We start from the raw sequence: 17241 nt of genomic DNA, 5'->3' as shown, positions 1-17241 counted from the left end.
TTCAATTTTTGATGAATGAAGAGAAGAGCTCGCGGTGAGGTTAGTTTTACAAACATTCTTCGTTGCCGATTTACATGGTTAACACGTAATTCTCAGGCTTCTTTAGTTCCACCTATGTCAAAAACCAAGCTACGTAAAGCTTCCTAAATGGGTAGCTGTTTTAACAAATTGGCAACCAACTAATTCCTAATACTCACAAAGTAGGTTTCCAGTGTTTTCAAGGGTTTTTAAAGAAATCTCCGACTCTCCACCGACATTTACCGACACTAACCCAGTACTGGCAAGGGTTGAGTAAGCCTTTTGTCGACACTTTGTCGACATTTTCCTTGTTTTTTGCCCATTTCACCGACATTCAGTAAGCTTTTTGTCGACTTTCAGTAAGCAACTTCCCAACCTTTAGTAAGCAAAAACCGGCAAAAACCGGCATTTTCCGGCACAATTCGGCATTTTCCGGCATAAAGCGGCACAAACCGGCATAAAGCGGCACTTTCCGGCACGGCGTTTTTTTAGCTCGTAATGGGGGTGTAATTTCACTTTCACAACGTTGAAAGTTCTTTGACATACATGGAAAATCAAGCAAAAAAGCCGCCCCTAGTTTAGTAGAGACGGCCTGCCGATGAATAATTTCGCTAACAACTAGAATGTTTGCATGCTGTACATCTCAATTTGCTGACCAGTTGGGTTACTACCACCGTACCAATGATTCGTACCAACGAAGTAGAACCAATTACCGTAGTAGCTGCCACTGTTGTTCGTAAGGGTGAATTTGTACACGCCATCTACATAGAAATCAACTTGGTGCGTGTTGGTGCTTTTCGCTTGGCATTTGAAGGTGTGATAACCGTTGTCGTTTACAGAAATGGTTTGGTAAATGTACTGGCCGCCACCTTGTAAGTAACCTTTCAAAACGTTATCATTCAAGGTTTTTACGAAGCCCATTTCATTACCTGTCCACGACGATACGTTGTCGCACACAAATACGGCTTGTTCACTGGCACTAGAGTAGGCGTTACTACCACCTTTAAAGCAGCCATAGAATTGTAAGCCTGTAGCTGTTTGGCCACCATTTTGTTGAGCAGCATTAATGTCGGTGCTACAGTTACCTACCGGGATGCAAATGCCATTTGTGCCTGTGATGTTGTACGGCGTACCGTTACAAGTTTTCCATAGGTTGAAATTGCTTTGTCCGAGGGCTGCACGGGCAACAGTTTGCGCACCATCGTCTTGGGTTTTGAGGTCTTTTTTGCAAGCGAAGCTGCTCAAAACGAGCAATGCTACTACTGCGATGTTCATTTTTTTCATAACATGTATGTTTTTGGGTGGAGAAAAAACGGCGTTACTTTTTAGAAAAAATGAAGATGGTTTCTGTTAACGGTGGCAATGAAAATCCCGCTACGTTTACTTCCCCGCTTTTATTCACATCGAACGTTTTGTTAGTAAATGTTTGCGTATTGGGATTGAATTGCTGTAAAGTATAAGTGTTAGAAATAGGGATTGTTAAAGCGCTGTGTTGTTCAGTACGCGTGTTGTTCAAACAGTAGACAAATACATGGGAACCACATTGAACAGCATACGTTTCTATGTTGCCAGCCGATACCGGCAGCTGTTCAAATTGTCCTTTTCCAGCGGCCAACATCTTGTCGCTAATGATACGCACCCCTTTGAAATAAGGCGCCATTTGTTGATCGTCGAATAATTCCCACCACCAGCTCATAGGTAATATGGGCGTTTGTGCAAACAATCCATACCACAAACCACGTTTGTAATCAAACACCGCTTCTACAGCATATTTAGGGTCTTGATCTTCCCAGCGGAAGCCGAATTCACCTACCACGTATGGCTTTCCAAAGGTTTGTATGTAGTCGGGATAAATAGCCGGGATTTTCTCCGTGTGCTTGTAAATGTGTTTTTGGTTGAAATCGATATACGGGATCGAGTTCATGCCAATAATATCACGGTGCGAAATGCTAGTACTTACTAAGTGTTGATATGGGTCAATATCTTTCAAATACCTGCTCATTTCTAAATGCCATTGGGCAATGGTAGGTAATGGAATGATGATACTATCTTGTTGCGTGAAAGCAGCGTTATCTACTTCATTAAAGAATTCCCATACTGCTATGTTGGTTGCATATCCCCAACGTGCTACGATGTACCGTAATTTGTTTTTATACATCTCTTGCGCCGCTTTGGAAGTGAAGAATTCCGCAGGCGTTTTCACAGGTCCACCATTGGCCGCGTTATAACGACTATTCCTCCATCCTCCATGTTCCATTAAATGGCCATGCCAATCGAATGTCAACATAAAGTAGAGATCCAGTGAATCGCATAAGGCCACGAGTTCATCCATTCGTTTGATGGCGCCTGGATTGAAATATTCATCTGAATGTTGATAACGTTTCGTGTTGCGAACTTTCTGCCATTCGAGTGGTAAATTCCAGTAACACATCCATGTTCTAAAGAAGTTTGCACCATTATGGGCCAATGTAGGTAGCAAGTAATCGTATGTCCATTTGTCGTTTTCAAAATCACGTGATTCCCATGCTACGTTTTCGCCGATGCCTCGGAATAGATCACCATTATCGAAACGGAAAGTCCAATGATCGTTTTTGTGTAAGAATCCTTTACCCTTTCCTTTCAGTGCAGTAAAGTGCGCGGTGTCGGTATGTATTTCGTTTTTCGCGTTAATAAGTTGAAAATAGTAATCGTATTTACCTGCTTCTTGCGGGGTGAAACGAGCTTTCCAAGTACGGGTAACTACATCGAAATAACATGGTAATAGCAATGGTTTACCGGAAGGCGATACGAGTTGTACATCAAGTTTAACTTGCTGTTGATCGAACGGGTTATCGAACTGTGCTTGGAGATCGATTTGCCATTCCATTTTTTCGAATTGTACAATATTTTTTGTTAGTAACTGTGTACGTTGAATGGTGGGTTGCGCATGCAATAGGTTCAACACGAGCAACAAAAAGAATGCTAACAAAACGGGTTTCATGCAAATTAAGTATCAGTTTGTAAACCGCGTACAAAGCTCGGCCGGTGTGGAAACCCGGCATGTACGTCGATCAATAAGAAAATGAAAATAGAAGTACTTGTACTAACAAAAGTAAACAAGCAAAGCGCCTGTTTTAGATGCTATTTTGATGAAAGATGATGCTAATCAGCAAGTGAGGTGTTTATGCTTTTTTACGCGTGATATATTCTTTCGGTCCCATCCCGTATTGTTTATGAAAGCACTTGTCGAAGTAAGAATGACTATTAAACCCTACCTCGAAGGCTACCTGGTTGATACTCAAGTTGCCACTCAATAATAATTGTACGCTCTTACGCAATCTTATCGCTTTTATAAACTCGTGCACGGTTTGACCCGTTAACGATTTTACCTTGTTATACAATACTGTTCTACTCACCAACAAGGCTTTTGAAATTTGCTTAGCATCTAATTCTTGGTTGGCCATATTGGCTTCTATGAATTGAATAAGGTCGTTCAAGAATTGTTGATCTACATCACTTAACATGGTATCTACAGGTAAGGGTGCATCGTTGTAAATTTGATCACGCACTCGTTGGTATACTTGGTCTTGCTTCTGTAGAAAATTGAAAATGACTTGTAATAATACAGCTTGCTTTACCGGCTTTGTAAGATAGGCTTCAGCACCCGCTGCATAACCACTGGCTTGCATCGTTTCTTCCCACTGGCTGGTTAATATTATAACAGGGATATGACTAGTAGCGGTATGGGATTTTATCTCTTTGCAGAATTGAATCCCGTTCATCCCAGGCATCAATACATCAGTAATAATTACAGATGGCATTTCTTCTAATGCCATGTTGTATGCTTGTTCCCCGTTCTCCGCTTCAAATATTTCAAATACATCCGATAGAATCAACCGTAAGTAATCGCGTATTTCTTTACTGTCTTCTACGATGAGAATTTTCTTCCCCTTTATTTTGAGGAACTTTTCCGTGGGAATTGTTTGCCAAAATTCACCAGCCAGCTCACGTTGATCTTTCGTTGTTATTACTTCGGTCGCTACTGGAAGCTCTTGTGCAGCAGGAATTCTTACAGTAAATACCGAACCTTTGTTCGGTTCGCTTTCTACAGCAATATGGGCATGGTTAGCGGCTAAGAAATCATGTACAATCATTAAGCCTAAACCGGTACCTTTTTCACCCGCAGTGCCAGGATGAATGGTAGTTTTATTCATTTCAAACAGGGAAGCCATTTGCTCCTTCGTCATTCCTAATCCATTATCTTTTACTTGTAGTACTAGGTCGGTTCCATTTGTAAACGTATGTACATGTACTTCCCCGTTGTAATCGGTAAACTTCACACTGTTCGATAATAAGTTGCGCACCACAACATCCATCATTTGTTGATCGGCATGAAACCATGCGGGTTCATCTATTTTTACATGTATTTGAATGTGTTTATTACGTATTTGCGTAGCTAGTAATTGCAGGTTGTTGTGGATTAATTCAGCCATGTTTGCATCCACAGGCTGTAAGGTCATTTGCCTGGATTGCGACATCGACCAGCTCAACAAGTTTACCAGCAAATCAAATACTCTTGAGGCCGATTGATGCATGTTACCTACATATTGTTGTAAGGTAGCGGCATCAATTTTCTGCGCATGTGTTTGCATGAACCCAGCCAACTCTTTCAATGCTCCCACAGGGTTTTTTAGATCGTGGGCTAGGATGCTGAAAAAGTAATCTTTCGATTGGTTAGATTTCTCCAACTCTGCCACAGCTTGTTCGAGTTCTTGGTTTTGCGTGGAAATCTGCTGTTGTTGAACGAGGATTTTATCTGTTTGGCGAACATTCTCGGCGTAACTAGCAGCCAACTTTTCTTTCTGCAACGATATTTTATCCCGTTGCTCCATCAAGCTTGTATTTGTTTCTTGCAATTGCGCTGTTTGTCTACGTACTTCTTCCTTCAATATCCTGTTTCGCTTTTTTACCGACGATACGCGCCAATAGAAAATAGCCGCAATCGCCACCAGTACAAACAAACACAGCAATGTTTTAAACCACCATGTTTGCCACCAATAGGGCAGTACTTTAATTAACAGCGATTTTGCCGGGGCTTGCCAATCACCATTTACATTGGTGTAACGTACTTGTAATGTATATGTACCCGGTTGTAAATGCGCAAATGAAATACGGCGTTCATCTACCACATCAATCCAATCATCGTAATATCCTTCCAAACGGTAACTATACTTTATTTTCTGGGGAGCATATAAGTTAATGGCCGCAAATCCAATGGAAAAGAAAGATTGCTTTTGTGTAAGCACCAGCGTATCCGTGTCGTCTAATATCTTTTGCAATGCCGATCCTGCTTGCCCTGGCCTTTGTTGCTCGCCAAATACATACAAGTCGGAGAAATAGAAATAGGTAGGTGTTTCTACCGGTAAAATAGCTGCAGGGTTGAAAGCACTAAATCCTTTAGGCCCTCCGAAATATAGGGTGCCGTCACTGGCTCTAAGGGCTGCTTTTTGAAAGAAGGTTTTATCGTAAAGACCATCATTTTTATCATAATGCTGCAACTTAAGCGTTATTGGGTCGAGCGTAACGAGGCCTTCATTTGTTCCCATCCATAGTTGTCCTTTTGCATCCACGGCAATAGATTTCATGCTAACAGGTAAGCTAAGTTGGTTGTTCAGGTGTATGAAAGCAGCGTTAGGTTCATCGAACTGGTCGAGACCTTGTTCTGTTACAATCCACAATTTACCGGCATGATCTTCCACCACCATGTTCACCGAGTTGCTATTAATGCTATTCGCTTTTTCAGTGTGTGCAAAGTGCGACAATGTTTTCCCATTGTACATAAATAAACCACTGTATGTACTAATCCAAATGCGCTTTTGTTTGTCTTCGTACAAATGGTTCACCCATGCGGGAGCTTGCATGTTAAAAGGGAATTCTTTGTTGTTTTTATAATGAATGAAACGTTTTTCGCTTTTCTTGTAAACTGCCAAGCCTTCTCCATGTGTTCCTATCCAAACAAAGCTATCGGTAGGTAAAAGTGCTTTTACATCGTTGTTCACGAGGGAGTAATTGGTGAGCGGGTCGTGGGTGAAATGATGTGCTTGGTGCGTTTGGGGGTTATAGGTTTTAATACCGTCGGCCCATGTAGCTATCCAAATATTCCCATCACGATCGCCTTTTACATCGTTTACGGCAGCAGCACTATACAAAGGCGAAGTAGTTAATACGCCCTGCAAAGGATCATAAAGGGCTACACCATTGCCTGCTGTACCAATCCATATTTTGTGGGCTGCATCTTCATAAAAAGCAGTTACAACGGTAGTGCTTAGTTTGGGTAAAGCATGGGTGTTGGTTAGCATATTGTTGAAAACATTCTTGCGTTCATTCGTCGTAAATAAACCATACCCTGCAGATGCAAACCATGTATTTCCAAATTGATCCTCTGTAATAGACGTAATGGATAGAATCCCGTCTTGCCCATTATTCTGTGCCTTGGTGGTAACTGGTTCCGGTTGTAAAGAATGACTACCTGCTTTTACTACGCATAGCACTTCACGACCAATTCCTATCCATATATTACCTTTCGTATCTTGGTACAAGCATCGGGTGTTGCTATGCATAAACTGGCTATTATGAGAAAGGTTATCGTATGTATGTAACACGTTTCCACCTTCATCTAAAATGGCTATGCCACGGTCTTCGGTACCCACCCAAACCCGGTTAGCCTTGTCAACAAGTATACTTTGTATTTTATTACTTGGCAAAGAAGCAGGTTGCCCAGGTATGTTTCTTACATACCTGAAAGCATGGGTTTGCGTATTGAACTGCACCACTCCTTTATTAAAAGTGCCGGCCCAAATAGTGTTATGTGCTCCTTTGGCCATGCAGAATATGATATTCTCGTCACCCTGCCCTAAAAACCATGTACCGGTACGTTGATTTGCATTGTATTTACATAGCCCGTTCGAAGTGCCCAACCACAAGTTATGCTGCTCATCTTCCATAATAGCATTTATAGGAATCTTATCATGTTTGGCATTCACAGGCATCGTTATGAATACATCCCGGGAGGCATCGTAGAGGTTCAAGCCTTCGATGGTACCTACCCATAATCTTTTCTGGCTATCCTCGAAAATGGAGTAAACGATGTTGTTGTTGAGGGACAGGGAATCTTTTTCCTGGTGGGTATATTTTTTAATGGAATAACCATCCCAACGGAAGAGCCCGTCGAAAGAAGCCAGCCATATAAACCCGTAGGAATCGTGGAAGATTTTCTGGTAATCGTTCGTTACCAAGCCATTGTCGGTAGAATGATTATAGAAATTATAATGCTGTGTTTGGGCTTTCAATGAAAGACCCATACAGAACAGCAATATGAAAAACAGTCGGCGTAAAAAGGAAAAACCGTCAATAATACTCATTACGTGGAAATGATATAAACCCTGTTTCAAAAATATCTAAAATAAACCGAGCGGGTACACAAGAACTGGACGAACGCATAAAGGATTGAAAATAAGTAAATATAATTTGCTGTAAATGAATGATTTGTAGGAATGGATTTTCTACGTGGACTATATTACAAGAATTCGGCACTATACAACAAGGGCATTATGGGCATAGATGATAATATTGAAGGCAACCAAAACAACAGGTTTTAGGAGCTGCCTAAACAATATTCCATGTTAAAACAAAATGCTATGTTGAACGACTGTTACCAATTTAAGAAAGTGATGCGGGAGATAACGCCCTTGGCTTCGCATGATTGTTTTTCTATTTTTTCGCGGAAGAAAGCAGCCTTTAATTTCCCTTTGCATACGCACGAGGAAATGGAGCTGAATTTGATCATTAAGGGCGCTGGTTTACAGCGAATCGTGGGGGATCATATCGGGGAAGTGGGCGAAGTGGAGCTGGTGCTAGTAGGCCCGAACTTACCGCATGGTTGGTTTTCGCAAACGTCTTTAGAGGAAGATGCTTTAGAAGTAACCATACAATTCAGTAAGGAATTGTTTTCGCAAGATTTACTGGATAAAGACCAGTTTCGATCTATCAAGAAGCTTTTCGAGGCTGCCAAACGCGGTATTTCATTTGCCCCGGCTACCATCGCCCTGGTAAAAGATAGGATCATTGCCTTGGAGAAACGAACTGGGTTTGACTCTTTCTTACAACTATTATCCCTTTTACACGATCTATCCATTGCCCGGAATGCCGACTTACTGTCGGACCCCTCCTTCAGCAAAGAGATGGTTAGCTACGATAGTCGCCGTTTGGAAAGGGCGTTTGAATTAATGAACCGCAAATTCGGCCACCCCATTACCCTTGGCGAGATTGCCCAAGTAGCGAATATGTCGGAAGCCTCGTTTAGTCGTTTCATTAAAGCCCATACCGGTCTCACCTTCACCGAAAACCTAACAGAAATCCGCCTCGGCCATGTAGCCCGCATGTTAATTTCAACCCAGCAAACGATTTCGGAGATTGCCTATAAGTGTGGTTTTAATAATATGGCCAACTTCAACAAGTTATTCAAGCGCCGGAAGGGGTGTACGCCGAAGGAGTTCAAATTGAACTTCAATAGGCAACGGGTATTTATTTAGTTGCTATCATATAGATTTATTTTGTGTGGCTGCTTCCTTATGGAAGCAGCTTTTTAATGTAAATGCCTGTTATTTCATCCATTTTAGCTATGTTAGTATGAAATATCAAACATATTACTAGTGAAAAAGCAAATTGTTTTCCCAAAATATCTGCGCTAAAGCCATAGGAATCACTAGGTCCGAAATAGATTTAATGAGATAGGCATTTAATTTCTCCCAGTAAACCTATATGCAAGCCCCCATTTCTCGTGATTTTTTTGTAATTTGTTAGGGTCGACAGGAAACGTTTAATCTAAACAATCCCCTATGCAAACAAGAAGGTCTTGGATGTTACTGTACATCCCGGCTATATTATATATGGTCGCCCAAAATTCGAAGCATCATAGTTTGTGGAGTATTGATAAGCAGTACTTCCTCGGTTTGTTAACAGTGGGTTTAATGATCTTCACTTATATCAGCTACAAAGATTATAAAACAAAGCAAACGCTACAAAGCATCGGTGTAGTGAACGCTACTGAATTACCTATTTGGGGTATCGGGTTCCTTATGATGGATGCCATGATTGCTAAGCAGGCTTATTTGGAGCAATCCTATTTGCATGCATTCGTGGGGGTAGTGTTACTTTGTATTAGCTGTTGCATGTTCTACCTCTATACAAAGCATAAGAATGATGTTGTAGAGCAACAACAAGAGCAAGAGTAAGGCTTTTCTTCATGTTAACCTATGTACTATAAGGTAAACTGTGCGCATTACTTCGTAACATTCACACGCACAGTTCAATATTTTACCTGCCTATTTTCTTTATTTTTTCTTCGGATTTACAATGCTATCATGCCCAATGATCGTCCAATCATCGGCACCATGACCTTTTTCAATCCATTTATCCATTTCTTTTGCAATGGTGGGAATGATAATTTGTGGCATCCCAGCTGCTTCCGTGGCTTTTATGAAAAGCCCTGTGTCTTTACGGGCCATGTTTAATTCCCAAGAAGGCTGGCTGTAGCTACCACTGGCCATTCTTTGGATGCGGCCTTTTACCATACCTGCGGGGTTCCAATTCTCGAACAGGCTAATTACATCGTCGAACGGTACATCTAGGGAGCGACTTAAGCTTAATGTATCTGCAATGCCAGCTGTAAAGGCAACCAAGAAGTTATTACCGATCAATTTCATACTGGCAGCTTTTCCGGGTTCTGTTCCGAAGTTCAATAACTTGCCTGTCATAGTAGCCAGGTGTACTTCCACCGCTTGGATCAAGCGTTGGTCGCCCGAAACAAGCATGAACCCGGTGCTTTCTAGGGCATTTTGTGGGCCCATAAATACAGGAGCATGTAAATAGGCAAAGCCTTGTTCTGCCCAGTATTTAGTACGCTGGATGGCCCCTTCCGTGCTGGTAGTGGTATGGTCGATGATAATAGTTCCCGGTTTGAAACCTGCACGGGCTTGTTCTAAAACAGCATCTACGGCAGCATCATCTTTTACAACGATATGCACATATTCTGCGCCGGTAACGGCATCAGCAGCGTTTTCGAAAGGTTTTGCGCCGTCGGCAGCAAGGGCTGTGGCTCTAGCAGCGGTTCGGTTCCATACGTTCACTTGGTTTCCTTTGGCCAGTAAAGCTCTCGTGAAATTCGAGCCTAGTAAGCCCATTCCTAAAAAAGCAATCATCTTTAAATATTTTGTATTAATGTAACAATAGTTTTGCGCTAGGGTTGCAAGATAAAACAAAACGGCCTCTACATCATGTAGAGGCCGTGTAGACTGTAATAAAACAACTGGTTATGAATAGGAGGGCTCCTATCGTTATTTTTTCGCTACTTCTTCGATGCTAATCGCGTAACCACCACCTGGTGCGCACAACTGTGCAAGTTTAGATTTGTTGGTTACTTTGATTTTACGGATCGTATAAGCTTGCGGGTTTGTTTTGTAATGTGCATCTTTTGCATCTGCATACACAGTAGCTACATAGTTCTTACCTGCTTCTAAGAAGTCGAATGAAATATTAGAAGTACGGGCATTATCACCTTGTACACTACCTACGAACCATTTGCCGGTACCTTTTGCCTTACGGGCTACTGTAATGTACTGGCCGGGTTCAGCTTCCAAGTATTTAGAATCGTCCCAATCAACTGCTACATCTTTAATGAATTGGAATGCATCTGGGAACCTATTATAGTGTTCCGGTAAATCTGCCGCCATTTGTAATGGACTGTACATGGTAACATATAAAGCTAATTGGTTAGCAATGGTACTGTTTACATGGGATGTATTTCCCGGGTTGATTTTCGCAATATCCATTTCGAAGATACCTGGCGTATAATCCATTGGGCCACCAATCAAACGGGTAAATGGAATAACAGTTACATGGTTGGGTTTGTTACCACCAAATGCTTGGTATTCTGTACCTCTTGCCGATTCATTGCCAATTAAGTTCGGATAGGTACGTGCAATACCCGTAGGACGAACGGCTTCATGGGCATTTACCATAATCTTATACTCAGCTGCTTTTTCAATAGCGTATTGGTAATGATTGATGATCCATTGGCTATAGTGGTTCTCACCACGTGGCAAGATATGACCTACATAACCACTTTTCACCGCATCGTAACCATTTGCTTTCATGAATTTATAAGCAGTATCGATATGACGTTCGTAGTTTCTTACAGATGCAGAAGTTTCATGGTGCATGATGATTTTTACACCTTTCGATGCTGCATAAGCATGTAATGCTTTTACATCGAAATCGGGGTAAGCAGTTACGAAGTCGAACACATAATCTTTCGAATTGCCGAACCAGTCTTCCCAACCTTCATTCCAACCTTCTACTAGTACGGCGTCGAAACCGTTAGCAGCTGCGAAATCGATGTATTTCTTTACGTTCTCGTTGTTAGCACCATGTTTACCGTTTGGTTTCGCTTTAGAGAAGTCCGTAATGCCTAATTGTACAGTAGGGAAATCGTCGGTATAGGCCCATGTGCTTTTACCGGTGATCATTTCCCACCAAACACCCACGTATTTAACAGGCTTAATCCAATCTGTGTTTTCAATTTTACATGGATCGTTCAAGTTGTAAGTCATTTTTGAAGCCAGAATGTCTCTTGCATCATCACTTACAATAATGGTTCTCCATGGTGATGTACAGGGTGCTTGCATGTAACCTTTATCACCTTTTGCATCAGGTGTTAACCATGATTCGAATACCATGTTTTTATCATCTAAGTTCAAATGCATGCATGCGTAGTTGATCAATGCAGCTTCATGTAAGTTGATGTAAATACCATCGGCGCTCTTCATCATTAACGATGTTTGCACACCGGTAGGACTGAAAGATGTTTGAGAAATATTCTCTGTTACAGCTTTCGCCATAGCACCACGGATTTCAGAGAGTTTAGTTGTTGTGTAATCGTATTCTTGGGTATCGTAATCACCTGGTAACCAAAACGCAGTATGGTCGCCCGTCATAGCAAACTGGCTTTTTTCTTCTTTAATTACAAAGTAAGTAAGGTTCTTTTGCGAAGGGAATTCGTAACGGAAACCTAAGCCATCGTTAAATAAACGGAAACGGATGATGATTTGACGGTTTGTTTCTTTTTGTTGTAAGGTAACAGCTAATTCGTTGTAATGATTACGAATAGCGTTTACTTCACCCCAAACCGGCTTCCAAGTTTCATCGAATGTAGTTGGTGTGGTATTGACGATGGTAAAGTCGTTCAATAACGATTTTTTATCGTTTTTCAGTTCAAGACCCAGTTTACTAGGTTTAATCACAGGCTTTCCTTTGTAGATAAGGGCGTATACTGGGGCCCCTTCATTGTTCAGCGAAAAGCTCATCACGAAATTCCCGTTCGGCGACTTCAATTCCTGTGCTTTGGCGACGTGGAAAAAAGTTAGCCAGGTGGCTAGCATTAAAATGTACTTCATTTTACGTATAAATTGTTGATTTTGAATTGTGGAATACCAGTTTTGTATCTGCCGTAAAACGTGGTTCAAATCAAGATCGAAAGCTACGATAAGTTGAGATTTCTTAGCCTGCTGTTTGTATAAGGAACAGTGGCGTTTATATAAGAAAACGCCGGTTCGTCCGAAAGGTTGCCGTTGGAGTGATTTTGACGCTTACGACCTTCCGGTTTGGGTATGCCAATAAGCTATTGGGTGTAGGTGGTAACTTGCGTGAATTATGAACACAGTGTAAAAATATATTTTCGGGGTACAATAATGTATTGTTGGATAGGATATTAGCATATTGCCGCTCGGGCGACAATAGGTAATTATAATATACTTTAATGTTCTTCTAATGTTATCCTAATGGTTATTCAATGTTATTCCAATGTTCTAGATATATTCCCCATATATTTTCATAGGTATATAGTGTCTTGTATACGCTTTGGTGCTATTTGCAATGACTAAAAAGAGCAATATGAAATAGGCAGATGTACATTGTATGTTGCAATATATCTGCCTGTTTCCCTTATTTACTATTAGGATGTAAAGTGTTTACTGGCAATGCAAATATGGAAATCCAATCCATCGCCTGTATTACAACCCGCAGCGCTTTAAGGCTACAGCTGTTACAGAAGAGTGTTGGGCTTGGGGAAAGTGTTCCCATTTACACCGGAGTGATCGTAGCGGTTGGGTAGCTAAATACTGGGCCAATCGTATACCCGGGGCAGTGAGTTCACAATACAGGTTTGTGCTTTTGAATATTTGATCGATAGTCATGTTAACATCGTTTGTGCAATTGGCTGTGGCTATATAAAGTGATGTGTTTTTATATGAATGAGTTGATGTTCTTAGTAAAGAATCGATATTAGCACGGTCGTACCATGTACTAGCTTCTAAGGAAATATAGCGTTGGAATAGTGCTGGATACTTTTGTAGTTGATAGAGTACGAATAATCCACCCAGGGAATGACCTAAAATGGTATGTTCTTTTGTACGTGGGAATTTCTTTTGCAAGAACGGCATCAGTTCAAATTGCAAGTAGTTGCTGAAATGCGCTGCCCCACCAAGATTATCTACGCGCTTTTCTGCTTCACTCGCATGATGTACTAATTGGGGTGAATAGTCATGTCCTCGTAACCCAATATCACCCAGTGATACAACAATAGAAGGTTGTGTGGTTTGCTCAAATACCTGTTGACCAAAAGCTTGCCCATCTAGTACAAGTACCAACCGGTATTGCTTCGCGGGATTATATTGCGCAGGTAAATAAACCTCAAAATGCCGCCAATCTTTTATGTAACGGGAGTAGAGCGAATCAGTTTGAGCAAATAAGGCACTGCTGAATAAGCAGCTGATGAATAGGAAGCATATACGCATGAGATAAGGTGTTTATGACCACCCAAAATTGCGCAGTTTATTTGTTGTAATGTAATGCATGTGATGGAATGGCTTTTTAATGTGATGAACCCAATTTCTCATGTAAATACAAGGCATTGTAAATACCATGTTCATCAATTGTATTGTTGAAGAAGCCCCATACCGTATAACCTTCCGAATGCCAGTCGTTTAGTACGGTTGCATATTCATCCAAAGCCTGTTTCGAATATCCTCCCTTGTAATCGCCATTCGGACCATGGAATCTTGCATACACATGGTTCGATGTTACAAACGTTCCCGAAGGCCAACGACCACCAGATTCTGCCATTACAAAGGCAATTTTATACGCTTTCAATAGTTCAATGGCATTGGGCTGTAACCAACTAGTATGACGAATTTCTAATGCAAACGTATAACCTTTGAAGTTCACTAATTCATCGAAACAAGCGATAGCACGTTCTTGGTCGAATTGCAATGTAGGTGGTAGCTGTAATAATACTGGGCCACAGGGCGGTAAATCTTCAATAGCTGTAAAAAATTTAGTAACAGGCTCAGTAGGATCTAGTAGTCGCTTTAGATGCGTTAAATAGCGGCTCATTTTCGGGCAAAACAAGAAACCGGCCGGTACTTTGTCGCGCCAGCCTTGTACCGTTGTTTTTCGAGGTAAATGATAGAAGGTGGTATTAATCTCTGTTACATGCAAATACTTGGCGTAGTAGGTTAAAAAATCCGCCGCAGCTAGCTTTTCTGGGTAAAACTTGCCTTTCCAACTTGGGTAACTCCAGCCCGATGTACCGATATGTATTTTACTTTTTTCCATGTTTCTCCTTGTATAGTACCTGTACATCCTCGCAATAGTATGCTGTTCGCCCAGTTTTGCCCAAGGTTTGCTTATGAACAGGTTTGTTCCCACAGGTTTCTTTCTTATAAATTTTCAAATGTTTCTTTAGCTCATCTTTCCGTTTCCACTTCAAAAAATCTTCACTAAAGGAAACCGATTTACGGATGATCTCCTGCAATTTGCGCGTAGGAATAGCTGCAATCACACTTTGAGGATGCACTTTAGATAGGAACAATACCTCGTTGCGAATGATGTTACCCACTCCTGAGAAAATATGCTGATCTAATAATACATCACCAATGATTGCATTCGGTTTCGCTTGTACTTTTTCCAAGGCTGCTTTTACATTGAATGAATCATGTAATACATCTGCTGTGAAGTCAAATAAGTCGTTAATGTCTTCTTTCAATACATCCACTTTACACGCATAGAAATTCAATTCTCCTACTTTAAAGCCAAGATGTAACTTGGGTTTAGTTGCCGTATGTTCATTAATACGGTAGCTGCCAAATAAGAGGAAATGGATACGAATTGTGCATGATTTGAAACAAACGAGGAATACTTTTCCCCATGTTTTGAAGCCCGTTATTTTTTGCCCCTTTAATTGTTTCATGGGAATAGCCGCACCACCGGAAGCTGCTAGCACCGTTTTCCCGCGAAAGGCGCGGACTTTCTCTTGTAGAATGATGATGGATGGTCCTTCTGGCATACATGTGTAACCACAACTTTTACGCCAGTCACCTCGGCCTATTTGCCTTCTTTCAAGATCTTGTATACAAACTCTTTATAACTTTGCCCGATGGGTAATTCTTGTCGCCCAATTTCTACGTCTTGCAATGTAAAAGCAGTTACTTTCGTGATATTTACAATAAACGAACGGTGAATGCGCAGGAAGCGTTTGTCTTTTACTTCTTCTTCCATGTCTCCAATCTTATATTTGGCTGTAAACGTAGTGCCATCAGCACGGTGGAGTACTACATAGTCCTTCACACTTTCAATGTAAAGGATGTCGTTGGTGAAGATTTTATTGAACTTATTGCCCGTTTTTATGAAGATAAAGTCTTCTTGTGGGGCAATGGTTTGTTGGGCGCTATTAACTGTTTCTTTTGGAGAATAACGGCTGTAATAACGTTCGATCGCCTTAAAGAATCGTTCAAAGGTGATGGGTTTTAGTAGATAATCAACTACATCGAGTTCATAACCTTCCAAGGCATATTCGCGGTAGGCAGTAGTGAAAATAACGGCAGGTGCTTGTCGTAATGTTTTGAGGAACTCGATACCTGTGATTTGGGGCATTTTAATATCCAAAAACAGCAGGTCGACCTGTTTATTGCGTAATTCCTGTGAGGCTTGGAGGGCATTAGAACAGGTGCCCACAATTTCTAGCGTGCTTAACTGGCCAATATGGTTTTGCATTAATGCAATGGCCAATGGTTCGTCATCTACGATAAGGCATTTGATTTTCACGTGTTGTTATTTAATACGAGGTTCAGCTTTGCGGTAAATGTTTGTTGTGCCACAACGGTTTCAAATGTATGTGTTTCCGGGTAAAGTAAATTCAATTGCTTGCTGATATTATCTAATCCGATCCCAATTTGCTGGTCAACTTTAGATTGGAATGTATTACTTACAACAAAGCTCAGTAAATGGTTTTGTAATAGAAGTTGGATATGAATTTTAGGTGAACCTGCATCTTCGCCGGCACCGTGCTTGAACGAATTTTCTACGAGTGAGAGCAATATCAGTGGAGCAATATGTACATCGCGCTCTACCTGTATGTCGAGCGAAATTTCCAGTCGATCATCATAGCGGAGTTTTTCCAATTCAATGTAGTTATTAAGTAATTGGATTTCTTGTGAAATAGGCACAAATAAGTTGCTCGACCTGTATAATAATGTATCCAGTATTTCGGATAACCTTGCAATGGCCGGGGACGTTTGTGGCGATTGCATGATCGATAGTGAGTAAATGTTGTTTAATGTATTAAATAAGAAATGTGGGTTTAGTTGTGATTTTAAGGCCATTAATTCAATATCTGCTTTTTGTTTCTCCAAGTTCAAAGCCCTTTTATTGATCACATATTGATCTTTTAATAGCTTAATAAACACGAAAATAAAGGCATATGAAAAGGCATGTACAAAATATACCATGAACAAGTAATCGATATCCGTTACAATCTCCCATATCGATTCTTGTTCGAATGGTCTTGTGCGTATCAATGGCTCCAACAAATATACCACCGAAATTCTTGAAAACACATTAATAACATATAAACCAAGTACCATAATAACTACCGTTTGCACGGTCTTACCTTTATGAAGAAGGCGCGGTAGGATGATATATGCTAAGAAATAGGAGGTAATGGCAGCAAATGCAATGAAGAATATGCTATTAACCGATTCTTGCATTAACGTATAATGTGGGTCGGGAATGGCATTATAGCGAAATAGCCACAATATATATACGCAAAACCAATAGCAGCAATGCGTAAGG

General features: G+C 40.9%; 12 protein-coding genes. 2 read left to right on the top strand and 10 right to left on the bottom strand.

Translation table 11 applies throughout. The features are described from left to right. Positions 1–636: 636 nt before the first annotated feature. From LX64_RS16610 to LX64_RS16600, 3 genes are all read right to left on the bottom strand, one after another. The gene (locus tag LX64_RS16610; RefSeq protein WP_111598810.1) at positions 637–1302 is read right to left on the bottom strand and encodes a hypothetical protein; all 666 of its coding nucleotides are present in this window, start codon (positions 1300–1302) and stop codon (positions 637–639) included. A 34-nt stretch (positions 1303–1336) separates the two neighbouring features. Then, positions 1337–2998 (bottom strand): DUF5060 domain-containing protein, encoded by a 1662-nt coding sequence (locus LX64_RS16605; protein WP_111598809.1) that lies wholly within the window; start codon positions 2996–2998, stop codon positions 1337–1339. A gap of 181 nt (positions 2999–3179) precedes the next feature. Next, positions 3180–7418 (bottom strand): two-component regulator propeller domain-containing protein, encoded by a 4239-nt coding sequence (locus tag LX64_RS16600; RefSeq protein ID WP_111598808.1) that lies wholly within the window; start codon positions 7416–7418, stop codon positions 3180–3182. Between the two features lie 258 nt (positions 7419–7676). On the opposite strand from LX64_RS16600, the gene LX64_RS16595 reads away from it, so the two are divergent. Together LX64_RS16595 and LX64_RS16590 are read left to right on the top strand one after the other, a co-directional pair. After that, positions 7677–8588 carry an AraC family transcriptional regulator gene (locus LX64_RS16595; RefSeq protein WP_245952710.1) on the top strand — a complete coding sequence of 304 codons (912 nt, stop codon included), beginning with the start codon at positions 7677–7679 and terminating at the stop codon, positions 8586–8588. A gap of 306 nt (positions 8589–8894) precedes the next feature. Then, positions 8895–9290 (top strand): hypothetical protein, encoded by a 396-nt coding sequence (locus LX64_RS16590; protein ID WP_148707352.1) that lies wholly within the window; start codon positions 8895–8897, stop codon positions 9288–9290. Between the two features lie 99 nt (positions 9291–9389). Here LX64_RS16590 and LX64_RS16585 read toward each other — a convergent pair whose 3' ends face one another. The 7 genes from LX64_RS16585 to LX64_RS16555 all read right to left on the bottom strand — a co-directional run bounded on the left by LX64_RS16585 (position 9390) and on the right by LX64_RS16555 (position 17156). Further along, positions 9390–10256 carry an NAD(P)-dependent oxidoreductase gene (locus LX64_RS16585; RefSeq protein WP_111598806.1) on the bottom strand — a complete coding sequence of 289 codons (867 nt, stop codon included), beginning with the start codon at positions 10254–10256 and terminating at the stop codon, positions 9390–9392. Between the two features lie 135 nt (positions 10257–10391). Continuing rightward, the gene (locus LX64_RS16580) at positions 10392–12509 is read right to left on the bottom strand and encodes a glycoside hydrolase family 97 protein (RefSeq protein WP_111598805.1); all 2118 of its coding nucleotides are present in this window, start codon (positions 12507–12509) and stop codon (positions 10392–10394) included. Between the two features lie 615 nt (positions 12510–13124). Further along, entirely contained in the window at positions 13125–13907 is a 783-nt protein-coding gene (locus LX64_RS16575) for an alpha/beta hydrolase (protein WP_111598804.1), read from the bottom strand. A 76-nt stretch (positions 13908–13983) separates the two neighbouring features. Next, entirely contained in the window at positions 13984–14727 is a 744-nt protein-coding gene (locus LX64_RS16570; protein WP_111598803.1) for a DUF72 domain-containing protein, read from the bottom strand. Beyond that, positions 14714–15457: an endonuclease gene (locus LX64_RS16565; protein WP_111598802.1), complete on the bottom strand. Its 744-nt coding sequence runs from the start codon at positions 15455–15457 to the stop codon at positions 14714–14716. Before LX64_RS16565 ends, LX64_RS16570 begins: the two co-directional genes overlap by 14 nt. A 38-nt stretch (positions 15458–15495) precedes the next feature. Next, on the bottom strand, positions 15496–16215 hold the full coding sequence (locus tag LX64_RS16560; protein ID WP_111598801.1) for a LytR/AlgR family response regulator transcription factor: 720 nt from the start codon (positions 16213–16215) through the stop codon (positions 15496–15498). Continuing rightward, the gene (locus LX64_RS16555) at positions 16212–17156 is read right to left on the bottom strand and encodes a sensor histidine kinase (protein WP_158538650.1); all 945 of its coding nucleotides are present in this window, start codon (positions 17154–17156) and stop codon (positions 16212–16214) included. Before LX64_RS16555 ends, LX64_RS16560 begins: the two co-directional genes overlap by 4 nt. Positions 17157–17241 lie beyond the last annotated feature (85 nt).

It is taken from the genome of Chitinophaga skermanii (genome assembly GCF_003259335.1).
In the GTDB taxonomy this organism is placed as follows: Bacteria; Bacteroidota; Bacteroidia; order Chitinophagales; family Chitinophagaceae; genus Chitinophaga; species Chitinophaga skermanii.
Note: the sequence above shows the minus strand (reverse complement) of the source record. Positions and strands in the feature narration are given on the sequence as shown.

What these genes read in the sequence shown, in the direction of transcription:
- LX64_RS16610 (WP_111598810.1), bottom strand. Translation starts at nt 1,302, where the DNA reads ATGAAAAAAATGAACATCGCAGTAGTAGCATTGCTCGTTTTGAGCAGC.
- LX64_RS16605 (WP_111598809.1), bottom strand. Translation starts at nt 2,998, where the DNA reads ATGAAACCCGTTTTGTTAGCATTCTTTTTGTTGCTCGTGTTGAACCTA.
- LX64_RS16600 (WP_111598808.1), bottom strand. Translation starts at nt 7,418, where the DNA reads ATGAGTATTATTGACGGTTTTTCCTTTTTACGCCGACTGTTTTTCATA.
- LX64_RS16595 (WP_245952710.1), top strand. Translation starts at nt 7,677, where the DNA reads ATGTTAAAACAAAATGCTATGTTGAACGACTGTTACCAATTTAAGAAA.
- LX64_RS16590 (WP_148707352.1), top strand. Translation starts at nt 8,895, where the DNA reads ATGCAAACAAGAAGGTCTTGGATGTTACTGTACATCCCGGCTATATTA.
- LX64_RS16585 (WP_111598806.1), bottom strand. Translation starts at nt 10,256, where the DNA reads ATGATTGCTTTTTTAGGAATGGGCTTACTAGGCTCGAATTTCACGAGA.
- LX64_RS16580 (WP_111598805.1), bottom strand. Translation starts at nt 12,509, where the DNA reads ATGAAGTACATTTTAATGCTAGCCACCTGGCTAACTTTTTTCCACGTC.
- LX64_RS16575 (WP_111598804.1), bottom strand. Translation starts at nt 13,907, where the DNA reads ATGCGTATATGCTTCCTATTCATCAGCTGCTTATTCAGCAGTGCCTTA.
- LX64_RS16570 (WP_111598803.1), bottom strand. Translation starts at nt 14,727, where the DNA reads ATGGAAAAAAGTAAAATACATATCGGTACATCGGGCTGGAGTTACCCA.
- LX64_RS16565 (WP_111598802.1), bottom strand. Translation starts at nt 15,457, where the DNA reads ATGCCAGAAGGACCATCCATCATCATTCTACAAGAGAAAGTCCGCGCC.
- LX64_RS16555 (WP_158538650.1), bottom strand. Translation starts at nt 17,156, where the DNA reads ATGCAAGAATCGGTTAATAGCATATTCTTCATTGCATTTGCTGCCATT.